The sequence below is a fragment of the Pseudooceanicola sp. NS-SX8 genome (genome assembly GCF_057380755.1).
The window spans coordinates 3,423,330-3,436,451 of the sequence record NZ_CM170819.1 but is presented as its reverse complement, the minus strand read 5'-3'; the positions used below and the strand labels follow the sequence as shown (position 1 = coordinate 3,436,451).

Here is a 13,122-nt window from a genome sequence, read left to right as displayed (position 1 = left end):
AGACATGGAATTTGGATTCACGACGGCGGCCTATGTGGTCTCCGCCATTCTGATCATCCTCTCGCTGGGTGGCCTTTCGGGGCAGGAAAGCGCGAAGCGCGCCGTGTGGTACGGCATCGCGGGCATGGCGCTGGCGGTCTTCGCCACGCTGATCGGCCCGGGCGCGGGCCTGTGGCTGCTGTCGATCGTGCTGATCGTGGCCGGCGGCTCCATCGGGTGGTTCGTCGCCAAGAAGGTCGAGATGACCGAGATGCCGCAGCTGGTCGCAGCCATGCACTCGCTGGTGGGCCTGGCGGCCGTCTTCATCGGCTTCAATGCGCATTTCACCATTCATGCTGTTGAAAAGGCTCATGAAAATGGCGCAGAGGTCATCGGCACCTTTGCCCAGCTGGTGGCGCACAAAACCCCGGTGGAGATCAACATCCTCGCCGTCGAGCTGTTCCTCGGCATCTTCATCGGTGCTGTGACCTTCACCGGTTCCGTGGTGGCCTACGGCAAGCTTTCGGGCAAGCTGACCTCCAAGGCGGAGAAGCTGCCGGGCGGTCACATGCTGAACGCGGGCGCGGCGATCCTGTCGGTGCTTTGCCTGTTCTGGTACTTTGGCACAGACGGTTTCCTGCCGCTCTTCGTCATGACCCTGCTGGCGCTCTTCATCGGGTATCACCTGATCATGGGCATCGGCGGCGCCGACATGCCCGTCGTGGTCTCGATGCTGAACAGCTATTCCGGCTGGGCGGCGGCTGCCATCGGCTTCTCCCTTGGCAATGACCTGCTGATCGTGGTGGGGGCGCTGGTGGGCTCTTCGGGGGCCATTCTCTCCTACATCATGTGCAAGGCGATGAACCGATCGTTCGTTTCGGTGATCCTGGGCGGCTTCGGCGGCAGCGCTGGTCCGGCCATGGAAGTCGAGGGCGAGCAGAAGCCCATCGACGTCGACGGCGTGGCGAGCGCCCTGGAAGACGCCGACAGCGTGATCATCGTGCCGGGCTACGGCATGGCGGTGGCGCAGGCGCAGCAGAACGTGGCGGAGCTGACCCGTAAGCTGCGCGCCAAGGGCAAGGAGGTGCGTTTCGCCATCCACCCCGTCGCCGGTCGCCTGCCGGGTCACATGAACGTGCTGCTGGCAGAGGCCAAGGTGCCCTATGACATCGTCATGGAAATGGATGAAATCAATGAAGATTTCCCGGATACCGACGTTGTCATCGTGATTGGGTCGAACGACATCGTGAACCCCGCCGCGCAGGAAGATCCCAACAGCCCGATCGCCGGAATGCCGGTGCTGGAAGTCTGGAAGGCCAAGACCGTCTTCGTGTCGAAGCGCGGCCAGGGCACCGGCTATTCCGGCATCGAGAACCCGCTGTTCTACAAGGAGAACACGCGGATGTACTACGGTGACGCCAAGGGCTCCATCGGGGATCTGCTGAGCAAGATCGACTGATCCCGAGGGGGCTGGTTAACGAGATGCGAAGGGGCGGTGCGATGCACCGCCCCTTTTGCATGGGAATCGCGATTTTGCGCGGGTTAACAGGGGGATGGGGGCCAAATCGGCACGTCGGTGATACGTCGGTATCACGTCGGTATAGCGTCGGTGCGTATTATTCCCGGAGGGGCGGATTAACGGAGCGTGCGGTGGTTTGGGGGATGGGGCGGGGATGGTGCCGGGACGGCGTGGTCGGGAGGTTGGGGCCCTTGGAAGGTGGATTGCATCCACCCTACGGAGGACGTGTAGGGTGGATGAAATCCACCATGGCGCAAACGGGCGTCGTCGCCCGTAGGGTGGATGCAATCCACCTTCCACCGCCCCCGTCAGTGCAGAAGCAGGTACACCGAAGAGGCGATGATCCAGACCGAGGCCGCGGTCTTGAGCCAGAGCGAGCCCAGGAGCTGCGCGATGCGCTTGGCGAGGAACCCGCCGACCACCGCGCCGGGCACCGCGATCAGTGCCACTTCCAGCCGCACCGTGCCCGCGATCAGGTTCGCCCAGACCCCGGTGAAGACACAGGCGACCGAGACCCAGACCGCCACGGCGATGGCCACCTTGGTGGGGAACTTCCGCAGGATCAGGTAGATCGCCAGGAACTCCCCTATGCCCACGGAAAAGAGCGCCGTCACCGCGCCGCCCAGCACGCCCAGACCCAGCAGCACCCAGATTTCGCCGGGGGTGACGTGGAGCTTGCGCTCCTTCGCGGCCTGGCTGCGCTGCACCCAGGTGAAGACCAGCAGGGTGAGCCCGAGGGCCAGGGAGAAGAGCTTGAAGAAATAGATCAGGTCCTGGCCGTCGATGCGGACATATTCCTGCACCAGCAGCAGGGTGGGGATGCCCGTGGCCAGGGGCGCGAAGGTCAGCGACATCAGGACGGGGGCGGCGATCTTCTCGTTCCAGGCCAGGCTGTCCTTGACGAAGATCCCATGCGCCCAGGTGAGCGCGCCCACCGACATGCCGAAGCACTGGATCAGGAAGGAGACGCCGACGCTTTCGGCGGCGGAGAGGCTGGCCACGGCGCGCAACGCTTCGGGCACGGGGATGGCGCCTTCCTGGATGGCCGAGAAGACCGGCACGAAGACCACGCCGCCGCCGGTGCCCGTCGCATTGGCGATGATCGCACCCAGGATGCCCACCGGGAAGAAGAACCACAGGCCCGAGAGCACCGCCAGCGTCAGCCCGGATTGCGCCAGCAGGTAGAGGTAGGCCGCGATCAGCAGGCCGAGGTGGACCGGGCTCCAGACCCGGAGGAAGCCCTTCATCCTACATCTTGCCCAGCTGACCGGCCTTGAACCGCCAGCGGATGAAGAAGACCGAGACGGGACCCAGAAGCGCCAGGAAGGTCGGGATGAAGACCGAGGCGAAGTGGCTGACGGCCATGACCTGCACCTGGGGCAGGGCAAAGAGCGCCGAGGGCAGCCAGGGGATGAGGCCCGCGCGGGCGGCAAAGAGCACGATGCCGAATTCGACGATGGAGAAGAAGAACTGGTAGGCGAAGGGCCAGTCGCGGTCCCAGCGGAGGTGCTGGATGCCGATGTAGGCCACATCGAGCAGCAGGCCGAGGGCGGTGATCGTGGCCAGGAAGGTCAGCAGCAGCTGGAAGACCGGCCCGTTCCACTGGCCCAGCCAGGCCCAGGTGAAGAGCGCGGTGACGGGAATGCCGATCAGCACGAAGAGCAGCAGGCGGGTCTGGATGCGTCCGGCGAGGGTGGGGATCATCTCTGTCTCCTTTGCATCAGCGGGGGGCGCGCCCGGCGCACCATTTCAGCCATTGTCCGAAGGAGCGCAGCGGGCCGAGGTTCTTCACCCCGTGCTGGCCTTCGGTCACCAGCTGGTCGGTGGACCGCAGGGCGGAATATTGCAGGCCGAGGAAGCTGTCGACGGCGAGGTAGGGCCCGCCGGAGGTGATGGTGCCCGCGGCAAAGACCCGGCCGCGGCCATTGCGCAGGGTTTCCACCTCGAACCCGTTGGAGACCTGCAGCCCGGTGGGCCCGGCCTTCTGCCAGCCCGCGCCCTGCTTGCGATAAGCATGGTTGCGCGGCAGCGCGTAGGTGGAGATCAGGTCGCCCAGCAGGGCGGAGCGGGTGATGTCGGAGATCAGCCCGGTGCAGTCGATCAGGTAGTCGGCGTGCAGTTCGGCCACGTGGCCGTCGGGCCCCTTGATGCGGATCATCACCCCTTCGTGGTCCGCTTCGGGCAGGATTTCGGTGATGTTGCCGTAGACGGGGCGATACCAGCCCTCTTCCTCGCCGCGTTCCGCGATCTCGATCCAGTCGGAGCGCTGCGCGGTGGTGGTGCCGCCGAGCGTGGCCAGCATGGCGCCGCGTTTCTCGGGCCCTGCGCGTTCGTATTCGAAGCGCAGGTCGCCGCCCCAGCAGGCCTTGGGCCAGTTGAAGGGCTGGATTTCCACGTTGGTGCGCACGGGCCGGGAGGCACGGCCGTAGGTCGCCCCGCCGCGCGGATCGAGCTTGGACCGCATGGAGTGCAGGATGACGATGTTGGGGTTCTTGCGGCGCGCCTCCGACAGGCGCTGGATTTCCCGGCTGGCGACGATGCCGCGCCCGCGCACGACGAAGTGCACCGGTTTCTGGCTGCGCTCTGCCTCTTCGAAGATCTGGTCGTGGGTCTCGTAGGCGTTGTGGACCATGTGCCGCTTGTCGGGGTGGCGGGTGATGAAGTCCTGGAAATCCTCGACGAAGCGGGTGGCGGCGTAGCCGGTGGACAGGTGCAGGACATCGGCGATGATGAACTGCTGCCTGCCGCGCCCGCTTTCCAGTTCCCGCCCGCGGGCGCGGTAGGCCACGGCGTAGCGCCCGTCGGTGGTCTTTCGGATCTGCACCGCCTGGCCCTGCCTGAGCATGCCCTGCCAGCCGATGCGCGCCTCTTCCCGGTCGAGGCTGTCGAAGACATCGCCCGCGCGGGGGGTATAGCTTTCGGCCAGGGTGGGTTCCCCGAAGACCTGGAAGATGTACTTCAGCTCCCCCAGGCGGCCGCGCTTGAGCCCGCGCATGCCTTCGCGGCTGGCGTAGCCGGGGAAGCCCCAAATGTTGTCGGGGGTGGAGAGCGAGTTGGAGCGCAGCCGTTCGTGGGAGGGGATCTGCGAGTTCTCGCAGTAGCGCTTGTAGGTTTCGTAGCTGCTGGTGGTGGCGCCGATGACGGTGATGTCGGAGGCGGGCACGCCGTAGCAGCGCAGGTGGTCGACGAAGACGAAGGAACCGATGCCGCCGCCCACGGCGCAGAAGCGGGTTTCGGTGACGGCGTGGGGGCCTGCGCGCAGGGCGGCGGGATCCACCATGTCGGTGTCGAAGAAGGGCGCGGGGAAGGGATCGCGCGCGCGGGACGCGGGGGACGGGCGGGGCGCCGGGTCGGGATTGGGCGCCGGGTCAGGATCGGGTGCGGCCTGCTGCGCGGGGCCGTCTTCGGGCGGGATGTAGGGGCCCGTGGTGCGTTGCTGCAGGATGTCGTTGCCCCGGGGGGTACCGCGCAGCCAGGGCGGCACGCGCCGCAGGCCGCCGGGTTCCGTGCGGGGGCCGACATTGGGCGTTTCGACCAGGCGCAGGGACCAGCCGGGGAGGGAGATGACCTCTCCCTTCCGGACGGTACGGTTGCCGGTGACGGGCTGCCCTTCGAGGAAGGTGCCATTGGTGCTGCCCGCATCGCGCAGGATGACCTGGTGCGTGCTGCCGTCGAGCAGCAGGGAGAAGTGCAGGCCCGAGACGCCGTCGCCGTCGAGTTCCACGTCGCAGTCCCCGGACCGGCCAAAGGACCAGTAGCCCGCCGCTTCGAGTTCGAGCGGCATGGCGGGGCCGGTGGGGGTGCCCGCGCGGTCTGCCTCGCGCACTTCGAAGATCCAGTTGTAGTTGCGGGTCATGTGGTGCCTCCGCCGTGCCTGTTCCCGCCTGATCCTGGTTTTCCGGGGCCGCGCAGCAGGCGGGTGCGGGCATCGCCCAGGCGGGTGCCGCAGAAGGCGCAGTTGCCGTTGGGGATGTAGTCGTTGATCATCCGGCAGTCCGGGTTGATGCAGGGCAGGACGGGCATCGGACCCTCTTCGAGGATGTGGAGGTGGAAATCCGGGGTCGCGATCAGATCACGGTCCACCAGGGGGCGGGGCGCCGTGGCGCCTTCGGTGACCGGGCCCTGGGGCACGCGGTTGATCGTCAGTTCGGTGAAGGGCAGGGGCAGCAGGGAGAGATCGCCCCGCGCGTCGGGGCCCAGGATGATGCCGCGCCGCCGGGGATGGGCCGCCGCGACCTGTTCCAGCGGTTGCGGCGCGGGCTGGCTGACCTTGACGCGGCCGTTTCCACCGTCGGGGCTCGTGATGATCACGAGCGGCGCCTCACCCAGGCGGTAACCGCGGCTGTCCTGGGCATGGTGCAGGTCGATCCAGAGCTGCCGGGTGTCGCGCAGGACCGGGCGGGGCTGATCCACGCTGACCGAGATCGACAGCCCGACGGAGACTAGCGCGCATTGCCGTCCCGGATCGGGCTTCATGAAGATGGCGCGGCCCCGGCCCACCGGGTGTTGGCGATCCTTCTGCACCAGGGCGATGCCGTTGCTGGAGAGATCCCAGATCGCCAGTTCGCCGTTGGCTTCGAGCGAGAGCTTCATGTGTTCGCGCGACAGTTCCGGCACGCGCAGGCCCGTGCCGCTGCGCTGCCCCCGGCCGTCTTCGAGGAGGACCTCATCCCCGGGGCCGCGCAGCAGGCGCAGGGGCAGGGTCAGGCCCGAGACGCGAAACGGCGTGCCGCCCGGGGGCAGCTGCCCCTGGGCGATGGAGAGGGAAACGGTGGGTGCGGTCATCGGGGCAGTCCTTTTGCGCGCTTCAGGCCCGTGTGGGCCGGCACGGTGGCTGCTGGGGCGGTGGCTGCTGAGGCGGTTGGGGCGGCGTGGTGGGGCATCAGGGATCGCCCCCGCCGTCGGCATCTGCGCCGTCCTGCGTGCCGTCGTCATCCGGTTCGCCCTGCCAGGGGGCGTCGGCATCGGGGGCGGTGTAGATCAGCTTCACCTCTCCGAAGGTGAGGGTGTCGCCGTCGTCGAAGGTGCCGGTGGCGACCTTCTTCCCGTTGATGAAGACGCCGTTGGTGGAATCGAGGTCGGTGACGCGCAGGGTGCCTTCTTCGGCAACCGAGATCGTGGCGTGGCGGCGGGAGACGGAATCGTTGATCAGCTGCACCTCCGCATCCTCGGTCCGGCCGATGGTGACGACGGTGCTGGTGAGGGCATAGACGTGCCCCTCTGCCGAGGTGAGCGTGCCGAAGTTGCGCAGGGGCGCGGCCGGTTCGGGATCGGGGGCGGCGGGCATCATGACCTGCACGGTTTCCGGCTGCTTGCGGCCGCGCAGCAGCAGGGCCGCCAGGATCAGCAGAAGGATCGCCCCGATGCCCCAGGCCCAGACCGGGACCAGCGGCACCTCTTCCAGGATCTCGGGCTCTTCCGCGCCGGCGGGAATGGTGAAGGTTTCGCCGCGCCCGTTGGGCCAGGTCAGTTCCAGGGTCAGATCGGCCGTGGGCGCCCGGGGCAGCAGCAGGGTGCCGCCGCCTTCGCCCAGGGCGGCGATGGCCGAGAGCTTCGCCGGGGGGAAATTGGCGCCGCCGGCCGGGGCCTCGGCAAAGATGCCGCCGGTTTCCTCGGACAGGCGTTCGAGGCTTTGCAGGTAGCCCAGTTCGGAAGAGCGCAGGACCGCCCCCATGCCGGAGATGCGCACCCGGGCTTCCCGCGCGCGGGAGGAGACTTCTGCCAGGGTGAAGTTCTGGTCCTCGGCATTGCCATCGGAGAAGACGACGATATCGGCGCGCCCGGCGGGGGTGCCCGGCAGCGCGTCCAGCGCATCGAGCAGCGCTTCGTAGAGGTGGGTGTTCTGCCCGTCGGCGGAAAGATCGCTGTCCAGCGCCGACAGGATCACGGCGTGATCCGGGGTGGGGTCCCGCAGGAGGGTCAGGTTTTCATCGAACCGCGCGAGGCCCACCAGGGTGCCTTCGGGGATCTGGCCCACCAGGTCGCGCAACTGCAGGATGCCCTGGCCCAGAAGCGCGCCGCGCGCGGGGTTGGAGGTATCGACCAGCAGCATGACGACGCGGCCCGCACGGCCCTGGGTGAAACTGGCATCGACCTCTGCGCCGGTGGCATCGGTGACCCGGGTCTTGGGCGCCCCGCCCGATGCCGAGAGCGGCAGGGCGATTTCGCAGCTGTAGCCATCTTCCAGCAGGGCGCAGGGCAGCGTCTGTGCCTGCTGCGCGGCCAGTGGCAGTGGCAGGGAAAGCAGGGCGAGACCGGACAGGAGCCGGAGGAACGGGCGGGAGATGGATCTTGTCTTCATCGGGACTTTCTCGGGCTCGGGTACGGCAGGTCTGGAAGTGGGGCGCTTTGGCGGCGCGGGTCGGATCAGTCCCCCGGGGCCATGCGGGGCAGGGTCTTGAAGCCGGCGCCCCCCTGGCCGGAGACCTTCATCGAGGGGGCTTCGCTTGCGGGTTCGGCGCCCAGCAGCCGGCCCAGCAGGGTGCGGGGCAGGTCGGGGGCATACATCGTCACGCCGGTGGCCAGGAAGGCCAGCGCCAGCAGCAGGGCGGCCAGGGCAAGGACGGGACGGCGCTGGCGCGGTGCGCGGGCGCGGCGGATGCGGGGGGCGCCGGGATCCTCTTCCGGGGGCTGCTGCGGGGCGGTGGCGGTGTTGGTATCCTCCTCCCCCGGCTTTCCGGTGCCCCAGGGGCCGGGCGCGGCGGCGGTGACGGGCCGTGTTGCGGGCCGTGTCGGGGCAGGGGCGCCGAAGCAGAGCACGAGGATCGAGGTATTGTCCTGATCGGGGGCGGCCAGTGCCTCTATCCCGGCGGTGAGCGCGGTGCAGATGGCGCGGGCGCCGTCGCTGGCGTGGGTGGCGACGATATCCGCGATCTCGTCGTTGGTGAGGAACTGCAGCCCGTCGCTGGCCGCAATGACGACATCGCCCGGCTGCAGCTGGCGCGGGGTTTCGGGCAGGTCGATTTGTTCGATCGTCTTGCCGGTGATGGCCGAGGTCAGCTGCGCCCCGTAGTAGCGGCGTTCGTCGGGGGTCAGGGTGGCGGCATCCATGGCCGAGAGGGCCGAGTGATCCTTGTTGATCTGCTGCATCCGGCCCGCGCGCCAGAGGTAGAGCGGGCTGTCACCGACCGAGGCCCACCAGAGCCGGTCTTCGAAGACGACGGGCATCAGCAGGGTGGAGCCCATGTGGCGCAGCCGTGGCGTGGCACGGATGTTTTCCGCGATGCTGCCGTTGGCGCGTTCGATGCCTTCGTGGAGGACGGCGCGCAGGCGGGCCTCGCCTCCTTCCGCGCCGCCGGCTTCGGCGCGCAGCAATTCGTGCAGGCCGTAGCTGGCTTCGAAGAGGACCAGCTGGGAGGCGATCTCCCCGTTGCCTTCGCCGCCCATACCGTCGGCCAGGACGGCATAACCGCACGCCCGGCCAAGGGGGAAGTCGACCAGCAGGCTGTCTTCCTGCTGGTCGCGCGCACCCAACAGCAGGGCGTGGGCGGTATCGTAGGCAAAGCGGGGAGAGGTCATTCGTCGGCCCAGTCGAAGTCTTCGGAGCAGAAGGCGCGGAACCGCAGGGTGGTTTCGCCCAGGCGGATGGTGTCGCCATCCAGCAGTTCTTCGGAGTTCAGCACCGGCTTGTTGTTGCGCCGCACCAGGTTCTGCTTGCCCCCGTGGGAGATGAAGAACATCCGCCCCTCGTCATCATAGGTGACATGGCAATGCGCCTCGCGGGAGATGGTGGTGTCGCCGAAATCGACCTGCACCGCGTTCTCCTCCCCCCGGCCGAGGCTGTTCATGCCGTTGAACAGTTCGACGGAGCGGCCACGCCCCGGGCCCTTGATCACCACCAGCCAGCCGGTGACCGGCATCGCATCGCCCATGTCGCCGGACGCGGCCGGGCTGGCATCGGGCGCGGAGGCGCGGCGACCGTGGCCGACGATGTGCGTCTTGGGGCGGAAGCTTTCGGGTTCGGGAGCAGGTTGGGGGGCGGGCTCCGGCGTGGCGTCGGTCATCGCCTCCTTTTCCATGTGGTCGCGCCCGTAGGGGCGGGTGCGGATAGAGATCCCGTCATCGCCGCTGCCGCCGGCATCGCTGCCGGTGTCGAGCTTGCGGGTCTTGCCGACGGCCTTGCCGGCGGTGCTGGCGTCGTCGTCATCGTAGACGCCGGAGGCATGGAATTTCTTCTTGGTCATCGGTGATCTCCTGAACAGCGGGAGCGGTTAGCGGTAGCCCTTGAGGCCACGACGCGCGGTGACGGCGCCGATGGCAAGGCCCAAGACGGCGCAGAGGCCGAAGATGAGGGTGGCGGAGGGCGGGGTGGTGATCTCGGACGGGCCGATGATCTGTTCGGTGGTCAGCATGAAGGGCAGCTGGCCCAGGAAGAGTGCACAGCCCAGGGCGGGCAGGACCAGAAGCCGGTTGAAGGCCGCATCGTTGGCCCCGCCCTGCGCCGCCCGGGCGCGGCCCTTTTTCTGCTGACGGTGGATCAGCCAGGTGACCAGCGCGGCACAGGCCAGCATGATCGCGGAGGGGAAGGTCAGCACCGGCGTGGTGTCGGGAAATTCCCCGGTGATCGCGATGCGCAGCTCCCGCGTGACCGAGCGCAGCGGTTCGATGAAGGCGGGTAGCGCATCGACGCTGGCGGCATAGACGGTCGCGCAGAGGGTCAGCAGGAAGGGACCGGTCAGCGCGGCGAACACCCCGGAGAGGCCTTCGGCAAAATACTCTCCGGAGGAGGAGGCGCTGGTGGGGCCAGTGGTGCCGGAAGTCGAGGGCGAGGTCGAAGTCGTTGCGCCGGCGGGGCCGGGTGCGGGTTTGGCCCTTTCGCTCGTCTTGGCACGCGCCGTGTCACTTGTCCTGTCGTTGGCCTTCCCGGGGGCGGGCTTCGGCGTGGCGGAGGTGCCGGGGGCACGGCCCTTGAGGTAGCCCTGCATGTCTTCCAGCGAGGGGCGCATGGAGGGATCGGGCGACAGGGCTGCGGCCACGGCATGGTAGAGCGCGGGCAGCCCGTCGTAGTTGCGCGGCAGGGCTTCGACGGTGGGGTAGTGATCGGGCACCTTGTCGCCGGTGATGCAGCGATAGAGCAGGGCGGCGATGGTGTAGACATCGCTTGCCTCGCCCGTGCGACCGCCCTTTTGCAGCAGTTCCGGCGCGCAGGTGGCGGAGGAGGCCTTGTGCTGCTGCGCGCGGCTGAGCTTTCGGTAGAAGCCGCTGTCCTCGAAACGCGACACCAGCGTCAGCTCTCCGCCCTCGGGCAGGCGCAGATCCTCCTGCGTGAGGATGCCCAGGGTGCGGCCCGAAAGGTGCATCTGGCGGGCGAGGGTCAGCAGGGTCTGGCCCCAGGCGATGACATCCGCTTCGGGCGCCAGGGGTTGCCGGGGCACGGGGCGCAGCTGACGGCCGGCCGAAAGCTCTGCCATGTGGTCGGAGAGCCGGGGCGCGAGGGAGGTTGTGCCGCTGCCGCCGGAGGGCGGTTGGGATGGCTGTGCGGGTTTCGGCTGGGGTTTGGCTTGGGGCTGGGGTTTCGGCTCGGGCTTTGGTTTAGGCTGGGGTTGCGGTTGGGGCTGCTCCTCCTTTCCGGCCCCGGCGAAGGCATCGCGGGCGGCCTGGGGCACGTCCCCGTTCAGGGCGATGCGCAGCTGATCCAGGGTGGGGCGACCCGCCGGATCGGGGTTCAGCGCCCAGTGCAGGACGGGGCACAGGATCCGCTCGAATTCCCACTCCGCGGCGTTGTAGCGGTCGCGGGCGGCGGCCACGGCTGTGCGATCCCCGGGATAGGGCGCGCCGGTGATCCCTTCGAAGAGCACGGCGGCGAGGGTGTAGACGTCGGAGGCCTCGCCCGTGCGGGCGCCCTTGGCCGTGAGTTCGGGCGCGCAGGTGCCGCGATCCATCTGCCCGCGGCGGGCACGGCCCAGGGCGCGGTAGAAGCCGAGGGATTTGAAATCCGGGCGCAGCTGCGCGGTTTCCCAGGCATCGCGCAGCAGTTCGACATCATCGACCGTCAGCACGCCGAAGCATTGCCCCGCCTGGTGCAGGTCCCCGGCGATCCGGGTCAGGTCCTTCCCCCAGGAGATGATCCAGGAGGTCGGAGAGACCGGCGCGTCGGAGGGCTTTGTTTCCCGCGACAGGAGGATCTGCCGCAACAGCGCCGCGATGGTGACGTTACCTTCGGAGGGGGCGGGGCCTTTGGAGGGGGCTGGGCCTTCGGAGGGCGCTGGCCCCGGCCGGGGGCCGGTTGTCGGGTCGGACGTGACCTCGTCCGGTTGCGCACCGTCCGGCTGGTCCGTGTCGGGCCCCGGGGGCGGCGGAGGGGGCGGTGGTGAGGTCGGGGCCTTCAGCGCGGCGAGCCAGTCGGTGGCGGAGGCGAAGCGATCGCGGATGCCGAGGGAGAGGCAGGTTTCGACGGAGGCCAGGAGCGCCGGGTCGTGGCCGGGGAAATTGCCCGTCAGCGGCTTCAGCGGGTCGGGATCGCCCTGCATCACCGCGCTTTGCCGGGTGACCGAGGCCGGCGGCATGCGATGGGTGATCATCGCGTAGACCGTGGCGGCCAGGGAATAGAGGTCGGAGGCCGGGCGGTGCGCGGCGGTGCTGCGCACGTCGTAGAATTCGAAGGGGGAGAAACCGTCCTTGCAGATCGCCATGGAGGAGACCATGCGCGAGGCGACGGCCTGTTCCGCCCGCGCCGCGCCGAAGTCGATCAGGATCGGCGTGCCTTCGGTATCCAGCATGATGTTGTCGGGCGCGATGTCGCGGTGCAGGATCCCGGCCTCGTGGATCTGGGCGAGGGTCTGCAGCATGGTGCGAAGGAAGTCCGTCACGAAGGGCGGATCGAAGACCGAGGGGTCGTTTTCCAGGTACCACGACAGGGTGCGGCCGTTGATGAAATCCAGCGCCATGTAGGCGGTGTCGTTGTCGGTGAAGAGCGCCGAGACATGCACCACGTTGGGCGAGGAGATCCGGGCGAGGATGCGGGCCTCTTTCAGGAAGAGGTCGACGCATTTCTGCAGGTCGCCCTTGAACTTGCTCGCCCGGGCGGAGACGCGCAGGCTGTTGCGCGCGCACATCGAGTTGGGGAAGCATTCCTTGAGCACGAAGCGGCGGCCCAGGTTGTCTTCGGCGAAGTAGGTGATGCCGAAACCGCCCGCGTCGATGTAGCGGGTGATGGTGAACTGGCCATTGTTCAGCCGGGTGCCGTTGGGCAGCGCGTCCAGCAGGTATTCATCGCCCTCGGCGGGGGCGGCGGTGCCGTCCTGCTCTGCCCGGACGGCTTCGGAGGGGGAGACCTGGCGGCTGTCGTTGACGAAGAAGGCGACGGTGCGACCGTCGATCTTCTGGCCGACCGCAAGGCGCAGGTGGACGTAGCCGGCGTGCGGGGTCTTCAGCGTCTGGCGGCGGCCATCGGCGGAGACCACGGCATAGACCGCATCCCCCGGTTCGCACCAGCTGCCCATATCGACCTTCGCGGCGGTGACGGTCAGCGGATAGGCGAAAGACGATTCTTCCGGTGATTCAACAGCGTGGAAAGCGACATCGGATGCGGGCATGGATAATTATCTATCTGAAATCAAACTGTTAACACCTCGTCCCCGGCTTCGCCCAGTTGGATCGGCTGGAAGGCGCCGGTCGGAAAAAGC

General features: G+C 68.2%; 9 protein-coding genes. 1 reads left to right on the top strand and 8 read right to left on the bottom strand.

What is annotated here, in order from left to right:
* Positions 1 to 4 precede the first annotated feature (4 nt).
* On the top strand, positions 5 to 1,438 hold the full coding sequence (locus AC2IR1_RS15790) for an NAD(P)(+) transhydrogenase (Re/Si-specific) subunit beta (RefSeq protein WP_486472928.1): 1,434 nt from the start codon (positions 5 to 7) through the stop codon (positions 1,436 to 1,438).
* Positions 1,439 to 1,806: 368 nt separating this feature from the next.
* Here the strand turns inward: AC2IR1_RS15790 and AC2IR1_RS15785 are convergent, their stop codons facing one another.
* The 8 genes from AC2IR1_RS15785 to AC2IR1_RS15750 form a co-directional block, all read right to left on the bottom strand.
* Positions 1,807 to 2,745: a TSUP family transporter gene (locus AC2IR1_RS15785; protein ID WP_486472927.1), complete on the bottom strand. Its 939-nt coding sequence runs from the start codon at positions 2,743 to 2,745 to the stop codon at positions 1,807 to 1,809.
* A gap of 1 nt (position 2,746) precedes the next feature.
* Entirely contained in the window at positions 2,747 to 3,202 is a 456-nt protein-coding gene (locus AC2IR1_RS15780; protein ID WP_486472926.1) for a hypothetical protein, read from the bottom strand.
* A 16-nt stretch (positions 3,203 to 3,218) separates the two neighbouring features.
* Positions 3,219 to 5,354: an FHA domain-containing protein gene (locus AC2IR1_RS15775; protein WP_486472925.1), complete on the bottom strand. Its 2,136-nt coding sequence runs from the start codon at positions 5,352 to 5,354 to the stop codon at positions 3,219 to 3,221.
* The gene (locus AC2IR1_RS15770) at positions 5,351 to 6,283 is read right to left on the bottom strand and encodes an FHA domain-containing protein (protein ID WP_486472924.1); all 933 of its coding nucleotides are present in this window, start codon (positions 6,281 to 6,283) and stop codon (positions 5,351 to 5,353) included. Before AC2IR1_RS15770 ends, AC2IR1_RS15775 begins: the two co-directional genes overlap by 4 nt.
* A 97-nt stretch (positions 6,284 to 6,380) precedes the next feature.
* On the bottom strand, positions 6,381 to 7,799 hold the full coding sequence (locus AC2IR1_RS15765) for an FHA domain-containing protein (RefSeq protein ID WP_486472923.1): 1,419 nt from the start codon (positions 7,797 to 7,799) through the stop codon (positions 6,381 to 6,383).
* Positions 7,800 to 7,864: 65 nt separating this feature from the next.
* Entirely contained in the window at positions 7,865 to 9,016 is a 1,152-nt protein-coding gene (locus AC2IR1_RS15760; protein WP_486472922.1) for a PP2C family protein-serine/threonine phosphatase, read from the bottom strand.
* Positions 9,013 to 9,681, bottom strand: coding sequence for an FHA domain-containing protein (locus AC2IR1_RS15755; protein ID WP_486472921.1), 669 nt, complete (start codon positions 9,679 to 9,681; stop codon positions 9,013 to 9,015). Before AC2IR1_RS15755 ends, AC2IR1_RS15760 begins: the two co-directional genes overlap by 4 nt.
* A 27-nt stretch (positions 9,682 to 9,708) precedes the next feature.
* A complete protein-coding gene (locus AC2IR1_RS15750; protein ID WP_486472920.1) occupies positions 9,709 to 13,032 on the bottom strand; it encodes a protein kinase domain-containing protein in 3,324 nt (1,107 codons plus the stop codon).
* Between the last annotated feature and the right edge of the window lie 90 nt (positions 13,033 to 13,122).

Bases quoted from the DNA above. Each gene is read 5' to 3' on its own strand.
- AC2IR1_RS15750 (WP_486472920.1), bottom strand. From the start codon at position 13,032: ATGCCCGCATCCGATGTCGCTTTCCACGCTGTTGAATCACCGGAAGAA.
- AC2IR1_RS15770 (WP_486472924.1), bottom strand. From the start codon at position 6,283: ATGACCGCACCCACCGTTTCCCTCTCCATCGCCCAGGGGCAGCTGCCC.
- AC2IR1_RS15775 (WP_486472925.1), bottom strand. From the start codon at position 5,354: ATGACCCGCAACTACAACTGGATCTTCGAAGTGCGCGAGGCAGACCGC.
- AC2IR1_RS15780 (WP_486472926.1), bottom strand. From the start codon at position 3,202: ATGATCCCCACCCTCGCCGGACGCATCCAGACCCGCCTGCTGCTCTTC.
- AC2IR1_RS15765 (WP_486472923.1), bottom strand. From the start codon at position 7,799: ATGAAGACAAGATCCATCTCCCGCCCGTTCCTCCGGCTCCTGTCCGGT.
- AC2IR1_RS15785 (WP_486472927.1), bottom strand. From the start codon at position 2,745: ATGAAGGGCTTCCTCCGGGTCTGGAGCCCGGTCCACCTCGGCCTGCTG.
- AC2IR1_RS15760 (WP_486472922.1), bottom strand. From the start codon at position 9,016: ATGACCTCTCCCCGCTTTGCCTACGATACCGCCCACGCCCTGCTGTTG.
- AC2IR1_RS15790 (WP_486472928.1), top strand. From the start codon at position 5: ATGGAATTTGGATTCACGACGGCGGCCTATGTGGTCTCCGCCATTCTG.
- AC2IR1_RS15755 (WP_486472921.1), bottom strand. From the start codon at position 9,681: ATGACCAAGAAGAAATTCCATGCCTCCGGCGTCTACGATGACGACGAC.